Below are 18,410 nucleotides of genomic sequence, written 5' to 3'. Positions count from 1 at the left end.
CAAAACCGACGTAAACAAAAAGGCGTTCCGATAATAGAACGCCTTTTTCTATCAAGTTAATCTTCCATTAAGTTAATTTCACAACTTGGCCCGTCCTGACCGACTCATCACATGCAAAAGCAATTCTGAGACTATTGATAGCGTCTTCGATGGAGGAGGATAAATCGATGTTCTCTCGGATGGCTTTTAAGAAAAACCGTTGTTCTCGGTTGCAGAGCTCTTGATGGTCGGGTTCATCTTCCAGATCAATCCACCGATCTTCTTTGACAAATGCATTTTTCTCATCAATATCTGCATAATGGTATCGCAAGGATTCGGTTTTTGTATGTGATTCAACAGAGTCCGACTTACCCGAACCGCTTGCTTCCTTAGCAACGATGGAAACCGAACCTTTTGGCCCCATAACATCCTTTACAAAGAATGCAGTTTCGCTGATCATCGGTCCCCAAGCCGCTTCATACCAACCGACCGATCCATCTTCAAAACGGATTTGAAGCTGTCCGTAATTATAATTATCTGCTGGGATATCATCAGTCAATCGTGCACCAATGGCCGTCACCTGTAGCGGTTTGGAATTCGTCATCTGGCACATCACATCGATATAATGCACGCCGCAGTCGACAATCGGGCTCAGGCTTTTCATCAGGTTGCGATGCACATCCCACATGACACCGTGACTTTGTTGGTTCAGATTCATCCGCATAACCAAGGGTTTGCCGAGTTCCTGACTTAATTCGATAAAACGTTCCCAAGACGGGTGATAACGTAGAATATAACCGACAACTAGTTTCTTATTATACCTTTTAGCTGCTTCTGCCACGCGAATTGAGCCCTCAATTGTATCTGCTAGAGGCTTCTCAACAAATACATGGCAACCATTTTCAAAAGCCCGGATAGCATAAGCTTCATGGGTATCAGGGTAAGTAGAAATGCAAACAGCATCGGGTTTGGTTTTTTTCAAAGCCTCTTCGTAATCGGTAAAGAGTTCGTAGCCTCCACCCAGTTTATTGTTTAGGCTGACTTTACTTTCGCCTCTGGCAACCAAACCACATATTTCAAAACCTTCCAAATGATGATAAGCAGTGGCATGGGAAGCACCCATATTACCACAACCAACAACTAAAACTCGAATAGGATTCATATTTCTTACGGATTTAAATTTAAGTTAATTTACTAGTGTTGCCTTGCTTTTCAAACGATCTATCATTAAAAAACAAGGCAAAGATAATTAAAACGATGAAGGAGATTGCACATGGGGCAAGCCATACCATTTTCCAGTTATAATTGAATTCACTTCCTGGATTAGCGGCAAATCGTTCCGTTACCATTCCGGACAAGTAGGAACCAATGAGCATACCAACGCCATAGGTAGCAAAGGTAACAATACCTTGCGCAGCACTTTTGATCGATTCACCGGCTTTCTTGTCTGTATAGATCTGACCAGTAACAAAAAAGAAGTCATAGCAGATACCATGCAAAATAATTCCACCATAAAGCATCCATAACTCGGCTTCTACGTTACCGAAGGCAAATAATACATAACGGACAATCCAGGCGACGATACCAATAATGATCATCATTTTTACACCTAAGCGGCGGAACAGCAAAGGGATCAATAGGATAAATAAAAATTCAGAGACTTGACCCAAAGTCATTTTACTTGCTGCATTGACCATGCCTATATCATTCAAAAAGGAATTGGTGAAGCTATAATAGAATGATAACGGAATGCAGATAGCGATTGAAGAGAAAAAGAAAACAGAAAAAGAGCGACTCTTAAATAAGGTTAAAGCATCTAAACCTAAAATTGAAGATAGGCTTGCATTCTTTCTTTTTTTCACTGGCGTGCTAGGTAAGCAGAAACTGAAAACACCTAACAATAGAGAAGCAACAGCAGCTATCCGGAAGGTCCACACCGAACTCTCTAGTCCCATAAAGCCTATTAACAGTCCGGATGCAATCCACCCGAGTGTACCGAACGCACGGATAAATGGAAACTCCTTACCACCATCTTTAATTTGATGAAAGGAAACAGAGTTGGCAAGTGACATAGTTGGCATGTACAATAATGTGTAAAGCAATATCAACCACCAAAACCCGTTAAATTCCGTAACTGTACTTACATAGAAGAGCGTTGCGGCACCAGCGAGATGCAGCACGCCCAATACTTTTTGGGCTGCAAAAAAGCGATCAGCAATCAACCCGACAAAAAATGGGGAAATGATTGCAGCGATCGACAGATTCGCGTATGAAGAGCCAACCTGCACCGCAGTAGCATCAAAATTGGAGAAGAGGTAAGTCCCCATGGTTACATACCAAGTTCCCCAAATAAAATATTCAAAAAACATAAGAAATGACAATCTTATGCGGATCGAGCCCTTCATAATTTAGGTTAAATACGGGTTTACTCTTAAAAATTAACTATCGGTCAAACCTGATCCAATCTATATTGAAAAAGCCTTGATCGCCCCCTTTAAATACAAAATACAAGTCCTGATGTCCTTGGCTATCCTTCAGTGGCGCTGAAAATTCTTTCCATCCAATCTTACTGATGTCGCCTGAAGCTGCGGGAATTTGCAGGCTGCTTAGAATTTCACCATCCATGCTTCCAGTTCGCAGCTCAATTGTTCCTCCAGCACCGTTTGGTTGTATCCGATAAGTTAGGTTCTTTACATGACTCAGGTCAATTGCGTTGAATTTCATATATTTACCATCGACAATACCTAGAGCGTAAGAAAGAGCTTGCGTAGTAATAGTTCCAATCCGCAAATTTCCCTCATCAAACTCTTCGACTTGTACAAGCGGGCTTTTCAGCAGGATATAATCGCGACTCTGTAGTTCATCGATGCCATTCGCTCCACGATCTCGATAGGTCGCATTGAGCAAATAGGCCCCCTCATCTCCTTTGCTTTCATGTTCTTTCAGTGGAATCACATCCTGCAGAGGCAAGCTGGACTGTTCATCGGTTAAGGATAAAATGTAGTTCACCATTTCTTCGGCTTCCTCGTTGGAGATTGCTGGGTGAGGTGTCATAGCTCTTTCACCCCAATTACCGCTGCCCCCTTTGATGATTTTTTCAGCCAGCTGCTTCTTTGCATTAGGTTCACCATTGTAGCGTGCAGCGATAGCTAAATACGTTGGCCCGACCGACTCCTGCTCTAGTGAGTGGCAAGATTTACAATCAAGCGCAGCAATCATCTGCTTGCCTCGAATGTACTGGAGACTGGAAACATCCTGACTGCCAGTTAAAATAGTAGCAGCGTCGCGACCATGTGGGATGAATCCGAAGGAAATATTGATACGCGAAGGATCGATATCCTCTTCCTTATCAGCCACTTGGATATCATAATCCAGATCCACCCCATCCCAATAAAAAGAACGGTTTGCTTTGGTATGGATAGCCACGTCCGGTGGTGTATTTCCGACGAAAACCTTACTTGTCGCCTTACCGCTGTCGCCCTGATCGTCCGTAACAGTTAAACTGACTTCATAGATTCCGTTTTTGTCAAACGTATAGCTTAGCTCCTCGCCTGCTAGTGTCTTTCCATCAATCCGCCACTCGTAGCTCAGTTGATCTTCAGCATCATAGTCGCTCGACCCGCTAGCAGAGAGGTTTACCTTCATTGGTGCAGCGCCATACTGTTTGTCGATTTCAATTTCAGCTTTTGGTGCCCGGTTTCCTTCAACATACTGGATACGAAGCAATCTGGCATTGGTGTTCTTTGAAAACCAATTAGTTCCGTATTCCAATATGTAAATCGAACCGTCGTCTGCAAACTGAAAGTCGACTGGCGCATCAAAGCTCAGGTGATCCAGGAAAGGCTCCATTCGCAAATAATTATCATCTTCATCAAAAGTCACCGCCATGATCCACCCGCGTATCCATTCGTAGATAAACAGTTTTCCGTCGTAATATTCAGATAAAGAATAAGGAGCGTCGGTAAAATCCGACCGATAATAAACAGGACCGGCCATTGCGCTGGCCCCGCCACTGCCCACTAAGGGAAATTCTTTGGAATCACCTTTCCCATACCATATCATAGCTGGTTGAGCAGGTGGCAGCTCGCGCTCACCCGTATTGTTGGGTGAATCATTGATTGGCTTTGCAGGATCCTTTCCGGGTCCTGGTATCTTCGTTTCATAATCGTACATCGGAAACACCTCATTATTTCCCAGAAAATAAGGCCAACCAAAGAAGCCCGGTTCCCGGACTTGGTTAATTTCATCGAAACTCATAAGCTCGCCTGTACTGGCTTTTACCTTTGTATCAGGCCCTACCTCGCCGAAATAGAGATAGCCATTTTTTGAATCTACACTAAACCGGAAAGGGTTTCGTGCCCCCATCATATAGATTTCCGGTCGGCCACCCGACCCATCCTTTGGAAACAGATTCCCGTCGGGGATGGCATAGCCACCGTCATCAAGAGGTCGGATACGCAGAATTTTCCCCCGGAGATCATCGGTATTAGCAGCCGTAGCCTGATCATCAGAAAGCGAGCGACCCGATCGCTCATCTACCGGTGTAAAACCTTCGGTTTCCTCTGCGTTGGTATTGTCCCCTACTGCTAAATAAAGCAAACCGTCGTTATCAAAAGCGACATAACCTGCTGCGTGACAGCAATAGATACGCTGTGTGGGTATCTCCAATACCTTGGTTTCGGTACCTAGCGCAAGACTATCTCCATGCAATTCATAACGAGCCAGACGGTTGATCGATTCATCGCCACCTACGGCATAATACAGATAGATCCAGTGGTTCTTTTCGAAATTTGGGTCTGCCGCGACACCCAATAAACCATCCTCAATACCACTGAACACATCGATATTGGCAATACTTTTTGTTTCGCCATTTGCTTCCTCATAAAGTTTTATTCCACCTTTTCTCTCAACAAATAAAATATTTTTATTTGGCAGAATTGCCATTTGAAGTGGTTCATCAAGCCCCTCGACCAGAACCTCACGGGTATAGCGGCTGCTGTCGGGAACCGCCAACGTTGCCAAGTCATCAAAGTCAGGCATTTTGTTTTTGCCAATGACAAAGTCCAACGCAGCAGTCAACTCTTCTGCTGTATAGTTCGCGTCTAGAACAGCCAGGCGGCCTTGATCCTGATCGATCATCGCACCATTCTCCTGCGCCATCCAATTTTTCAGCCAAGGCCACCCTTTATCTACCAGCGCAGTATCACGAAGAGCGATTATTCCGCCACCACCGGCTTCGAGGTAGCGCTTTAAACGTGGTATTGCACGGTGATCCAGTTGATTCAGATCGCTCACCCGCAGAACAATGGCGCTAATATCTGTGATAGAATCCTCAGAAAAAATTACAGGATCCGAGCTGCTGATAATATTCCAGCCTTCGGTCACTGAACGAATATCATTCAGTGACCCACTTTCTGTTTGAGTCGAAAAATAAAGAACATTCACTTGCTTCCTGCTCGGCTTGCAACTGACGATGATTAGAGAAAGTAGTAAAAATAGGATGGCGTGGCTTTGTTTCATGTTGTCATTAATAATTGGAATTTTGTTCTAAGATGCCGTTTGACCGATCGATTTCGGTTTGTGGGATTGGAAATGGCCAGCTGTTTTCTCCTGCATTAATTCCTTTATCAGCAAACCCATATTTTGTATAGAAGGCTTTCATTACCGGCGCGTATTCGTTCCACCGCACCAAGTCATATAGTCGGAAACCTTCTAAGGCTAATTCAACCCTACGCTCATGTTTAATGGCCTCCATCAAATTATCAGTCGGTTTTACCGCAAATTTACTGGTAAATTCCGATTCGCTTATCGGTTTCAGTCCTTCTTGGAACTTTCTAAATATCGCTGGTTCATCGGTTTTGGAACTTGTCACAAATGCTCGTCTACGAACTTCGTTGATATATTTCACAACTTCTGTGGGACTGGCATTGGTTTTTAACAATGCCTCTGCATAGATTAGCAGCACTTCGGAATAGCGAATCCAATAAGGCCCCCAATTGCTTCGCTGCAAATTGCCTTGTACGCGATATTGCTGTGGCACGAAGGCTTTTCGGCTGTGTTGCAAATTAAAATCATTATAGTAACCTCGGTAATTGTGTACTTCCTCGCCACCACTTGCTGTCTTGAAAATATCACCGTGGCTGATGATGGTGAACATTTTACGTGGATCTTCAACTTCATATTCACTTGCGAGGTCGCGAGTTGGCGTATTACCACCCCATCCGCCAACATTGTTTCGACCAACATTCATAATAGCAAAAGCATCGCCTCCAAAGTTTACTTCAGGCAGGTAGGCTCTGATCACAGGGAGGATCGACTCTTCGGAAAAAGGGCCGACTTGATAATCTCCTCTAAACAGATCCTGAAAGTCCGGCAGAAGACTCAAGTTACCATGCAGAACGACCTGTTCAGCGGCAGCTTTGGCGACTACATATTCTTCGTCTGCATTCCCGTTCATTTTACCTGCTTCCATTAGGCCAGCGAAAAATAAAGCTGCTCTGGCTTTAAGGGCATAAGCAGCATCTTTGTTTGCTCTCCCCTTCTCTTCTCTTGGCATCTCCGAACTACGCGGAAAAGAAGCAACGGCAATTGCTTCATCCAAATCTTTATAGATCTGTATCCTCAAATCTTCGGTGCTACTTTTGGGTACTCTGGCTTCTGGATCCTGAGGTTCTACAATTAAAGGAACTTCTTTAAACACCCAAACCAGATCAAAATAATACCAGGCTCTGAGAAATTTCGCCTCTGCAATATACCTGGCTTTCGTCTCTTCTGAAACGCTGGTTCCGTTGGCGATCAGCTTATCCCAATTCGCTTCGATATTCTGAATCGCCAGGTTCGCTTTTCCGATTCCAAGAAATCGGTTACTCCAGGCTTCCTGCAAAAGCGCATTGGAAGCTAAAGGGCGACCGCGACCAACTTCGATTGTTTGCGGCCGATCGCCGGGATCGGAGCCTCCACCGTCGGCGTTATCGACAGATTCATCTCCCAAAGCGATCTTGTTAACTGTATATCCCCATCCATCAAGCATAGGACCATAACAGTCCGTTATCAGCTTCATAGCCGCGTTATCTGTTTGGAAATATTCTTCTTCGGCCAAACTTCCCAGTGGATCCCTATCAAGAAATGACTCACTGCAAGCACCCAATGAAAGTGCCACGATACTTGCTCCTAAAATATATTGATGTGTTTTCATTGTCTATGTCTTTAATTGGTTAAAAAGTTGCATTGATGCCGAACATAAATGATTTTGCTAATGGGTAATAGCCCTGATCCACACCACTACTCAACGGCGAGGAACTTCCAATCTCTGGATCTAAACCTGTATAATTAGTGATAGTCAACAAGTTATAAGCACCCGCCCAGAAACGTACGCGGTTAATACCAGCTTTTGTTACAACCGACTGAGGTAGCGAATAACCTACCTGAATATTTTTCAGCCTCATATAGCTTCCATCTTCAACCAACCAGTCAGAAATCTGCAAGTTATTTGTATTCGTTGCGTTGATAGCAAACTGTTCATTACTTGGGTTTGTCGGCGACCAGGCTTTCTTCATCAGATCTTTAGGTGCATTATACCAGCCCACGCCCGAGTTCATATCTATTTTCTTGATATTCATAATTTCGTTTCCTACCGTTCCCTGAATACTCACAAGGAAGTCGAAATCCTTATAAGCAGAGCTGAAGTTTAAGCCATAGGAAAAGTCGGGGAAAGGATCTCCAATATTGGTTCGGTCATTGTTATCGATTTTCCCATCGCTATTGACATCGACAAAGCGCAGATCACCTGGTCGTGCACCTTCCTGAAAATAATTATCGACCTCGGCCTGGCTTTGGAAAATACCATCTGTTTTGAGTCCGTAGAAATACCCAATAGGCATTCGTTCTTCGGTGCGTGTTGTGGTATAGTTGATCCATCCACCGCCCAAAATCGGTTCACCACCGCCCAAACTGATTACTTCATTTTTAAATGTGAAGAGGTTACCGGAGATAGTGTATTGAAATTCACCGTCATTATTATGGTAGGCGACATCCAGTTCCAATCCCTTATTCTCTACGATACCGGCATTGGTCCATGGATAGTTAGGGAAACCAAGATAAGTCGGCAAAGGAACATTCAATAACATTCCATCGGTCGTTTTCTGAAACCAATCTGCCACCACATCTACCTTTCCATCAAATAAAGAAAGCTCTACACCGATATCCGTCTGCTCTGTTGTTTCCCAGCGCACATTCGGGTTACCGCGGTAATTATTTCCGCCGCGTAGATAGGGATCGTGAACACCGAATAAATAATATCCGAGATTTCCTGAATAGGTGTTTCGATAAGCTCCACCACCAATAGCCTGATTTCCGATCTGACCCCAACTCGCGCGCAACTTACCAGTGGTCAGCCAAGTCAGATTCTCCATAAAATCTTCATCCGAGAAAACCCAGCCTGCCGAAAACGAGGGGAAATTTCCCCATTTTTGACCATCACCAAAGTTGGACGAACCGTCTCTTCTGAAGTTTGCTGTAAACAGATAACGATTTTTATAGGAATAGAAAGCGCGGCTGAAATAAGATGCCAGTGCACTTTCGGATTTGTAACCGGAAGCGCCGGGATTGATCGTACCTGCGTTGATGATTCGTTGACTTTCATCGTTTGTAACCAAGCCTTGTTTAGATGCTCCTGTCTCTTCGTATTTAGTTTCCTCTGCTGAAGCACCAACCATGACCATAACATTATGATCATCGAAACTTTTCTCGAAAGTCAATGTGTTTTCAAGCACCCAGTAATCGCTCTGACTGACAAATTTGCTCACAGTTGCATCTGTAACGAATTGTTCATTGTCCAAGCGGTAGCGGGGACTAAATCCGTCAGAACCACCTCGACTCAGGTCCAAACCGAAGCTTCCTCTGTATTTCAAGTAATCGGTAATCTGAATATCCGCCGCCAATCCACCTTTCAACTGCAAGCCTTTCCATACGTTATCCTTATAGATATTCACCTGTGATGCAGGATTCTCTTTATTAGTCATCAGTATCGGGCTATAAAAAGAATAAGGATTATTTGGATCGATCTCATTCATAAAAAAAGCATCTTCCAGAAACGAGGGAATATTGCTTAGACCCGTACGAAAAACTGGCGAAATAGGATCGGCGACGAACGCGATAAAAGCTGTGTTGAAACCCGGGCTGCCTTCCAGCACATTTCTTCTACTCTCACTAACGATACCGACATTACCTGATAATTTGAACCAATCTTTTAAATCATGATCAAAGTTCGTACGCCAACTGATCCGATCATAATCTGAACCCTCGATAATACCTTTTTGATCCATATAACCGATACTTGAATTATATGCTAGGCCTTTTACGCCACCGGAAAGGGTTACATTATAACTTTGAACAGGAGCATTTTCCTGGTTAATCTCTTCCCACCAGTTTGTCCCTTCGTCATTACCAAAATTTGACCGCAGGAAATCGAGTACTTGATTTTTTTGAGATGCAGTAAAGTAAGGATCTAAGCCGGCGTTTTGGTTTGCCAAGTTTTTATAATCCATAAATTCAGACGCATTCATCATTTCATAGGTCTTAACGGGATTTTGAATACCATAATAGGCATCAAAAGTAACATTACTTCGAAGCACATCGCCTCCCATTTTGCCGCGCTTTGTTGTGATCATCACAACACCATTTGCTGCGCGCGTACCGTAGATCGCAGATGCAGAAGCATCTTTTAGGATTTCCATAGATTCAATATCATTTGAGTTTAGCCAACCGATATCGGTCTGAGGAAGGCCGTCAACGACATACAAAGGGTTATTGTTATTGACCGTTCCAATACCGCGGATTCGTACTGCGGGTGGTGTACCGGGACTGCCACCAGTCGACGTCACAGTAACTCCTGAGGTCTTACCTTGTAATGCTTCGGTGGCGTTCCGTACAGGCATATTCTTTAAATCAACTCCTTTCACCTGAGCCACGGCACCGGTTACATCCCGCTTTTTCATTGTACCATACCCTATTACGACTACTTCACCCAGCTCGGCATATGATGGTTCAAGTAAGATCGTCACGCTGGATCCTTCGGTAACGGTTGCTCGTTTTGGATTATAGCCAATAAAACTAGCTTCAATAATGTCTCCTTCTTGCGCAACGATAGAAAAATTACCATTTGCGTCGGTTACAACTGCACTGCCAGCTTTACCCTGAACAGAAACAGTTGCGCCGGGCAAGCTATTACCATCTACATCCACAACGCGGCCCTGAATGGTTTGTTGGTGACTTTCTTTTGAGGCGGTGTTTGCGGGAGCGGATTGAGCACTTCGACGACTGACCACTACCGTTTCTTCAATGATTTCAAAACCAAAGCCAGTGTCTTCTAACACCTCCCCCAGCACTTCGGATACGTCTTTATTTTTAACTTGTACAGATACTTTTGGCACTTTTGATATCAGTGCATCATCATAAATAAACTTGTAGCCTGTCTGTTCGGATATCTGTAAAAAAACAGTCGCCAACGTACCACTTTTTACATGGAGAGAGACGTCTTGCGCCTTAATCTCCGCAGAAGCAGACAAAGCAAAAACCAGCATGAAGAGCAGGTTAAACTTTAAAATGCGATAAAAAGATTTCATAGTTTTAGATTAGATTGTTAGTTTATTAATTAGTTATAAATAAGCTTCCCGTTGTCAATTCGAAATTGATAGCCCGTAAGAGAACTTAATACTTTTAGTACCTGTGTTAATTCCAGATTGCGACTTATACTACCCGAGTAGCTTTTTCTATCTACCGCAGCAGGTTGAGTTAGTTCAAAATCATACCATCGCGCGAGCTCCTTTAGAATGCTGCTCATGGATTCATTCTCGAAATAGAACTCTCGATTGCGCCAGGCAGTTGCCTTTTTTACATTGGCTTTTGCTATTGTGATTTCACGGTCGACAATACTTGCCTCCTGTCCAGGACTCAGTAGCTCTGAACCGTATTGATTCCAAACTTTGATGCTTCCCTCGAACAGGGTAGCTTTCCATTTGGAGTCATAAGAGTTTATATTAAAGTGTGTACCCAGGACTTCGATACGATTGTCGTTGACTTCGACTATAAAGGGTTTGGAACGATCGGGTGCAACTTCAAAATAGGCTTCGCCGGTTAAATGTACTTTACGATCACTTTCGGAAAACGCAGCAGGAAACTTCAAATCGGACAAGGCATTTAACCAGACTTTTGTACCATCAGGTAAAACAACTCTGTAAGTACCCGCCTTTTGAACCGACAGTTTATGATAAATATGAGAATAATCACCTCGTTGCGATTCATTAGTAAATCTCAACTCGCCGTCGTTATTGGAGAATATACCGCCATGTTCTAACGAAATGCTTATGAAGTTTTCGTCAAGACTGACGACTTTTCCATCGGAAAAGGTCAGCGACACTTTGTTAGCCCCTTGTATAAGCGGATGTTGATCCGGCACCGAAACTTGTCGACTTTGCTCTGAAGGATGACTTTGCGACCTATCAGCAAAGAAGAGGCTGATAGAAAACAGGATACCAACGATCGTAGCTGCATAACCAATGTAAGGTAGTGCTTTCTTTGACCTACTGATCAGTCTGCTTTTCTTGGCTTTTTTCCAAGAGGAATCGACATCGAGCGAGTCAAAATACTTCAGACCGTGTTCTAATTGTTCCGCCTCAACTAGGCGTTCAAACAGTTCTTGATTCTCCGAATCTTCGTCGAGCCATTGTGCTAATTGCCACTCCTCTGCTTCGGAAGTTTTTCCTTGTATATGCTTGGAAATTAATTTCGATAACTCGTATGGATCCAATGTAATTTAGGCTTTGTTCTTATTAAGAAAACTTGAGTAAGAAAAAAGACTAAAGAAAATTGAAAATTTATTTCAGTAATACTGCGAGGATGGTGACGAATAATTCGGGTTTGAGTTGCCCTCGTAAGATCCGCAGTCCGTTTTGCTTGTGGCTTCTGACTGTGTTGACGCTGATTTTTAATTTCTCCGCTATTTTGGGGTTACTAAGTCCGTCGAAGTAGGCAAGCATAAAAACATTTCTACAGCTTTGGGGCAGCTGAGCAATGGCACGATGAACGTCATTTATCACCTCAGCCTCAATCATATTGTCGAGAACAGATCTATTTTCAATATCATCTTCAGTTCTTAGGGAAAAATAGCGTTCCTTTACTTTTTGTCGTTTAAGAACATTGAGAGCAGCGTTTTTTACGGATGAATACAGGAAATCTTTTATGGCTTTAGGGTGATAAGGAATTTGCTTTTTGGAATTCCAATACGCCAGAAATGCGTCCTGAACCAAATCTTCAGCGACATCCTTGTCATTGACAAACTTGAATGCAAAATAGCTCAAGCGAGCATAATATTCCCTAAATATCTTTTCCGAAGTATTTTCGGAAAAGCCTTTAAAAGAAAAATGTTCCTTCACGTAAATTGGTTTCGGTTATTTTGACAATAATACAGCAATAATTGATGAATCACAACTTCAGAATAGAACCTACTCATTTTAAAAGAAAAAAGGTTGCTAGTTAACTAGCAACCTTTTCCCGGTCTTCTTTAGCTTATAAAGTTGCGGAGAGAGCGGGATTCGAACCCGCGGTACCGTTTCCAGTACGACAGTTTAGCAAACTGTTCCTTTCGGCCACTCAGGCACCTCTCCGTTTAAAGGAATGCAAATATAGCAAATCAAACTACTTTGCAAAAATATTTTAGAGAATCAATCTGGCTTTAATTCCCTGTTGGCTGGCTCTCAGTTTTTTTATCTTTTTTGATATCGTAATCAACCCGAACATGATAAATACTCATGAGCATATTTTTAAAAATCTCCCGGATCTTCTCGACCTCCTGAAGAGTGATATCACTATTTCTAAGTTGATTTTGTTCAACCTTGTAATCAATAATCTTGTCAACCAAATTGCTGATACTTTTCGCATCAGGCTCTTTGATACTTTTTGATGCGGCCTCAACAGAGTCAGCTAACATAAGCACTGCCGTCTCTTTTGAAAAAGGAATTGGCCCCGGATAGTGAAACAGGTCTTCATCTACAAATTTCTCTGGAAATGTCTTGATGTATGACTGGTAGAAATAATCCACTCGGGTAGTACCGTGATGGGTTTTGATAAAATCAATGATCTCTTCAGGCAAATTAGCTTTACGCGCCATTTCAATACCTTTGGAGACATGTGAGATTATGATCTGCGCACTTTGTTCGAAAGTGAGCCCATCATGGGGGTTATAGCCTTTGGTCTGATTTTCAATAAAATATTGAGGATTGACAATTTTGCCAATATCGTGATAAAGCGCACCGGCACGAATAAGCAAGGTGTTGCCTCCAATCTGATAGATTGCTGCCTCTGCAAGGTTCGCCACTTGCAGGGAATGCTGAAAAGTCCCCGGCGCTTTGTACGACATCTCTCGAAGCAATTGTGAGTTGGTGTTGGTAAGCTCCATCAAGGTCACATCTGATGTGATGCCGAAGAAACGTTCGAAAGCGTAAATTAGTGGATAAGCGAGAAGTGTCAGAACAACGCTGACGATAAAGGGTACAAAATCAACCCAACGAATATCATCAACATTTCCATTACGAATCAGCACCATTCCCAAATAAGCTACGACATAGGTTGCAAGTATCAGTAGAGCTGACAGGAGAAATTGTTCTCTTTTAATCAGTGTTTTGATGCTATATATAGCCACCATACCGGCTGTCAACTGCAGAAAGACAAATTCAAAACTATTGGGCACAAAATATGCTGCAACCAATACCATTAAAAGATGGATATTCAGTGCCATTCGCGTATCAAACAGAATCCGAATAATGATCGGTACGATACAAAATGGGATGAAGTATAGATTTGGCAACTTAATGGTAACCGCCCAAGACAAGAGAACCAACATGCTGGTTATGACAAGAAGGATCAACGAAAGCAGTCGATTATCATTATAGATATCTTTCCGAAACAAATAAAGGAAGGCCATTAAAAGAAAGACGATCATCCCGACTATGAGCACTTGACCCAAGATAACGACCTTGATATCCCCTCCTATTCTCGCCTCCTCTTCATAGGCATTTCGCAAGGATTCTATTTTCTGATATGCCTCGTTGTTAATGGTTGCACCTTCGGCGATAATAAGCTCTCCTTTTTGAACCATTCCTCGGGTAGTCGAAATATTGGCTAAAGCGTCTTTTTCAAGACTCTCGGTAAGTTGTTCATTATAGATGTAATTATTTTGAATATAATCAGAAATAATTCGCCTTAACCATTCTTTATGCTCAATACGGTTATTTGCTCGTATGATTTCATCTGCGTACACTAAGGCTGTTTCTTGGGTAAAGACGTCTGCAGTATTCTTCGTGGTTGAAATTTTATCGCGTAGGAGTGTGAAATTATAATGTTCATCATCAATCTGGAACTTCTTTGCGGGCGATAAGACTCCATCTGCATAGATTTTTGTCAGGATATCCGTAGCGAGCTCCATATAGAATTGTTCGTCTTCGGGATCGAAAGTAGTAGCGTCCCATTTTGTTTTCAGATCAGTCTGCATCCGCGATATTTGATCGGGACCAGTTTTTGACTGAAAATTATAGATCGGATTGATAGACTGGAGTATCTCGTCTCGGTCATTTGCTAACTCTTCTGACGTTTTAAGGATCGCAAAGTTGTAAGGTGAAACCAGATCTTCATTCAACCATATCTTGCCCTTTTCAAATTCAAATCGGAAACGAGGGTGCTTAGGTAAAAATGTGGTGATGATAGCCACACAGAAAAACATCAAAGCATATCGAAACAGCTGTGGATTCTGTTGAAGAAACTTATTTTTATATGTATTCTTTTTGCTCACGATGGATGTATTTCATCCAAAATTAAGATTTCTAAAGAGAATCTCCCATTTCTGACTAAAATTAAAGCAAGTTTTGCTAACTTGCAATGAACCAATTCGAAACTTATGAATAAACAGGTTTTTATCGTTGCGGCGCTTAGAACCCCTATTGGAAGCTTCGGAGGAAAACTAGCCTCTTTAACCGCAACGGAACTGGCAGGCAAGGTGATCGCTACTGCTATCCAACGCACCGGTATCGATGCAAGCATAGTGGACGAGCTTTTTTTAGGGAATGTACTATCAGCAAATTTGGGACAAGCGCCAGCTACCCAAGCGGCTAAGCTTGGTGGTTTAGGGGATCTGCCTGCCACAACGATTAATAAGGTGTGCGCATCAGGAATGAAAGCCATTATGTTGGGGGCACAAAGCATTGAGCTGGGAATTAATCAAGTCGTAATCGCTGGGGGAACTGAAAGTATGAGCAATGTGCCTTACTACCTTGATAAGGCAAGAACAGGTTACCGTTTGGGGCATGGGCAGATGACAGATGGGCTGGTAAAGGATGGCCTATGGGATGTTTACAATGATTATCACATGGGCTCAGCAGCGGAACTTTGTGCTTCGGAATGTAAATTTACTCGTGAGGAGCAAGATGCTTATGCAATTGAGTCATATAAGCGGTCGCAAAAAGCAAGTCAGGAGGGAAAATTCAAGAACGAAATTGTTCCGATCGAAATTACTGGAAGAAAAGGTGATGTAACGCTGGTCGATGAAGATGAAGAAATTCATGTAGTTAACTTTGATAAAATACCTCAATTAAGACCTGTCTTTAAGAAAGAAGGTACGGTAACGGCTGCTAATGCTTCGACGCTAAACGACGGGGCTGCCATTCTCATATTAATGAGTAAAGAAAAAGTCGAGGAATTGAGGATTAAGCCAATTGGACAGATACTGGGTTATGCTGATGCGCAGCAGGCACCGGAATGGTTTACAACGGCACCATCGAAAGCTATTCCACGCGCGATAGCAGCTGCCAATATAAAAGAAAGCGACATTGATTTTTATGAAATCAATGAGGCATTTTCTGTTGTCTCTTTAGCTAATAACAAGGAACTTGGCTTGGATGCTCAGAAGGTAAATGTTAATGGAGGAGCTGTTTCTATGGGTCATCCGTTGGGAGCGTCGGGAGCACGAATTGTAACGACCCTACTCCATGTTCTTGAGCAACAGGGCGGCCAGATCGGCGTTGCGGGCATTTGCAATGGCGGCGGCGGAGCAAGTGCGATGGTAATCAAAAAACTCTAAAAATAGCCTATCAACTTTATTACATTCTTTAAAGCAATTACATTATTTGTATTTTGCGCATTATTTTATTTTAAAACAGACATAAAACAACATAGGTATGAAGAAATCTTTCCTTGTTCTGCTATTAATAGGTTCAACGATTTTAGCGAATGCTCAAAGTAAAATTACACTAGAAGACATCTACAAAAATGGCACATTCAAAACAAAGAGTGTACAGGGCTTGCGGTCAATGAATGATGGAAAAACTTATGTTTCTATTGAAGTCGACCCAGCCACGCAAGATCGCTTCGTAGCAAGAAACAATTATAAAGACGGAGAGATTGCTGAGCGTTTGTTTTCGCAAAGTGATTTGGTGTATGAAGACCTCAAATTACCAATCGGAACTGACTTTAGTGAGAATGAAGAGAAAATCTTGATCGCGCATGAAAAAGAAGCGATATACCGTCGCTCTAGCAAGGCTTATTATTATGTTTTCGACATCCAAACTAAAAAGATTACACCAGTTTCTAAGAAGGAAGGGAAGCAAATGTATGCTACCTTTTCGCCAGATGCCAAGAAAGTAGCCTTTGTTCGAGATAACAACTTGTTTATTACAGATTTGGAAAGTGGCGCGGAAACTCAAGTAACTACGGACGGTAAGTACAATGAGATTATTAATGGTGGTGCTGACTGGGTTTATGAAGAAGAGTTTGCCTTTGCCAAAGCTTTCTTCTGGAGTCCGGACGGAAATAAAATCGCATTCTATCGCTTTGACGAGCGCGAGGTTCGGGAATTCTCAATGATGATGTATGAAAACTTATATCCGGAAGTTTATAAATTTAAATATCCAAAGCCCGGCGAAAAGAATTCGATTGTCAGCATCCATGTATACGATCTTCAGAGTCAAACCACACAAACAGCTGATATCGGCTCTGAAACCGACCAATACATTCCTCGAATTAAATGGACACAAGACGCAGACTTGCTATGCGTGTTGCGCATGAACAGACACCAAAATAACCTGGATTATCTGTTTGTGGATGCCAAAACGGGTTCATCCAAAATAGCCTTGACTGAAACTGACAAATATTACATCGATATCAATGACGATTTGACCTTTTTAAAAGATGGTAAACACTTTTTTTTGACGAGCGAACGCGATGGTTATAATCATATCTATCTATATGATATGAGTGGTAAATTGGTACGTCAGATTACTGATGGAGATTGGGAAATTACCAGGCTTTACGGTGTAAATCAGAAAACAAATACGTTGTATTATCAATCAACTGAAAGTTCTCCGCTGGAAAGGGATGTATATTCAATTGACCTATCGGGCAAGAAGAAAACAAAACTTAGCCCGAAAAAAGGAACGAACTCAGCAACGTTCAGCGCTGACTTTAGTTATTATATCCTAAATCACTCGAGCGTAGACACTCCTCCATACATCACGCTGAATAATGCGAAGGGGCAAGTCGAGCGTGTTTTAGAAGATAATAGCGGAGCAAAGAAAACAAACGAACAATACGGTGTGAAGCCACGCGAATTTTTCTCTTTCTCCACATCAGAAGGCGTGGACTTAAATGGGTACATGATCAAACCTGCTAATTTTGATGAAAACAAAAAATATCCCGTGCTGATGTTTGTATATGGCGGTCCGGGAAGCCAGAATGTAGCTAACTCCTGGAATCACAACTACTGGTTCGATTTCTTAGCACAACATGATTATCTCGTGGTTTGTGTGGATAATCGCGGTACTGGATTCAGGGGAGCGGAATTCAAAAAGATGACCTATCTTCAATTAGGCAAGTATGAGATAATCGATCAGATTGAAGCAGCAAAATGGCTCGGCCAACAAAGTTATGTGGATAAGGAACGAATCGGTCTGTGGGGATGGAGCTATGGAGGTTATATGGCGTCCCTGGCAATCACCAAGGGTGCCGATGTTTTCAAAACGACTATTGCGGTAGCTCCTGTTACAAACTGGCGTTTCTATGATACAATTTATACCGAGCGTTATTTAAGAACGCCGCAAGAAAACCCGGAAGGCTACGACAATAATTCTCCAATTAATTTCGCAGATAAAATCAAAGGGAATTTCTTGTTAGTCCACGGTACGGCAGATGATAATGTCCATTTCCAAAACAGCGTTATGTTTTCTGAAGCACTAATTCAAGCAAATGTCCCATTTGAACAGGCCTACTATCCGAATAAGAATCACGGTATTTATGGAGGCAATACTTCGCTGCACCTCTTCAATAAAATTACCGATTTCGTTTTTGAAAATTTGTAAATTTAAGTGTGTAAAGCATTAACATATGAAAAA

Annotated in this window: 10 protein-coding genes and 1 tRNA gene; 2 read left to right on the top strand and 9 right to left on the bottom strand. The window is 42.4% G+C overall.

Translation table 11 applies throughout. From position 1 onward, the window contains the following. Nucleotides 1-67: 67 nt before the first annotated feature. From D3P12_RS06670 to D3P12_RS06630, 9 genes are all read right to left on the bottom strand, one after another. On the bottom strand, nt 68-1,141 hold the full coding sequence (locus D3P12_RS06670) for a Gfo/Idh/MocA family protein (RefSeq protein WP_118194248.1): 1,074 nt from the start codon (nt 1,139-1,141) through the stop codon (nt 68-70). A 19-nt stretch (nt 1,142-1,160) separates the two neighbouring features. After that, entirely contained in the window at nt 1,161-2,384 is a 1,224-nt protein-coding gene (locus D3P12_RS06665; RefSeq protein ID WP_118194247.1) for a nucleoside permease, read from the bottom strand. A 37-nt stretch (nt 2,385-2,421) separates the two neighbouring features. After that, nucleotides 2,422-5,499, bottom strand: a complete 3,078-nt coding sequence (locus tag D3P12_RS06660) for a PQQ-dependent sugar dehydrogenase (protein WP_205941065.1) — start codon at nt 5,497-5,499, stop codon at nt 2,422-2,424. Between the two features lie 7 nt (nt 5,500-5,506). Next, a complete protein-coding gene (locus D3P12_RS06655; protein ID WP_118194246.1) occupies nt 5,507-7,174 on the bottom strand; it encodes a RagB/SusD family nutrient uptake outer membrane protein in 1,668 nt (555 codons plus the stop codon). 19 nt (nt 7,175-7,193) lie between these two features. Continuing rightward, nucleotides 7,194-10,601 (bottom strand): TonB-dependent receptor, encoded by a 3,408-nt coding sequence (locus tag D3P12_RS06650; protein WP_205941064.1) that lies wholly within the window; start codon nt 10,599-10,601, stop codon nt 7,194-7,196. Between the two features lie 29 nt (nt 10,602-10,630). Continuing rightward, nucleotides 10,631-11,785, bottom strand: a complete 1,155-nt coding sequence (locus D3P12_RS06645) for a FecR family protein (protein WP_118194245.1) — start codon at nt 11,783-11,785, stop codon at nt 10,631-10,633. A gap of 67 nt (nt 11,786-11,852) precedes the next feature. Next, nucleotides 11,853-12,410 carry an RNA polymerase sigma-70 factor gene (locus tag D3P12_RS06640; protein ID WP_157970267.1) on the bottom strand — a complete coding sequence of 186 codons (558 nt, stop codon included), beginning with the start codon at nt 12,408-12,410 and terminating at the stop codon, nt 11,853-11,855. A gap of 144 nt (nt 12,411-12,554) precedes the next feature. Further along, nucleotides 12,555-12,641 (bottom strand) — tRNA-Ser (locus tag D3P12_RS06635). Nucleotides 12,642-12,709: 68 nt separating this feature from the next. After that, entirely contained in the window at nt 12,710-14,824 is a 2,115-nt protein-coding gene (locus D3P12_RS06630) for an HD family phosphohydrolase (protein WP_449369347.1), read from the bottom strand. Nucleotides 14,825-14,926: 102 nt separating this feature from the next. Between D3P12_RS06630 and D3P12_RS06625 the strand changes: the two genes are divergently transcribed. Both D3P12_RS06625 and D3P12_RS06620 read left to right on the top strand, forming a co-directional pair. Further along, entirely contained in the window at nt 14,927-16,105 is a 1,179-nt protein-coding gene (locus D3P12_RS06625; RefSeq protein ID WP_118194243.1) for an acetyl-CoA C-acyltransferase, read from the top strand. A gap of 97 nt (nt 16,106-16,202) precedes the next feature. After that, nucleotides 16,203-18,377 carry a S9 family peptidase gene (locus D3P12_RS06620; RefSeq protein WP_118194242.1) on the top strand — a complete coding sequence of 725 codons (2,175 nt, stop codon included), beginning with the start codon at nt 16,203-16,205 and terminating at the stop codon, nt 18,375-18,377. The last annotated feature ends 33 nt before the right edge of the window (nt 18,378-18,410 follow it).

The organism is Pedobacter indicus, from assembly GCF_003449035.1.
GTDB lineage: Bacteria > Bacteroidota > Bacteroidia > Sphingobacteriales > Sphingobacteriaceae > Albibacterium > Albibacterium indicum.
Note: the sequence above shows the minus strand (reverse complement) of the source record. Positions and strands in the feature narration are given on the sequence as shown.

Excerpts from the sequence above, each read along its gene's own strand:
- D3P12_RS06670 (WP_118194248.1), bottom strand. The coding sequence starts at position 1,141 with ATGAATCCTATTCGAGTTTTAGTTGTTGGTTGTGGTAATATGGGTGCT.
- D3P12_RS06665 (WP_118194247.1), bottom strand. The coding sequence starts at position 2,384 with ATGAAGGGCTCGATCCGCATAAGATTGTCATTTCTTATGTTTTTTGAA.
- D3P12_RS06660 (WP_205941065.1), bottom strand. The coding sequence starts at position 5,499 with ATGAAACAAAGCCACGCCATCCTATTTTTACTACTTTCTCTAATCATC.
- D3P12_RS06655 (WP_118194246.1), bottom strand. The coding sequence starts at position 7,174 with ATGAAAACACATCAATATATTTTAGGAGCAAGTATCGTGGCACTTTCA.
- D3P12_RS06650 (WP_205941064.1), bottom strand. The coding sequence starts at position 10,601 with ATGAAATCTTTTTATCGCATTTTAAAGTTTAACCTGCTCTTCATGCTG.
- D3P12_RS06625 (WP_118194243.1), top strand. The coding sequence starts at position 14,927 with ATGAATAAACAGGTTTTTATCGTTGCGGCGCTTAGAACCCCTATTGGA.
- D3P12_RS06620 (WP_118194242.1), top strand. The coding sequence starts at position 16,203 with ATGAAGAAATCTTTCCTTGTTCTGCTATTAATAGGTTCAACGATTTTA.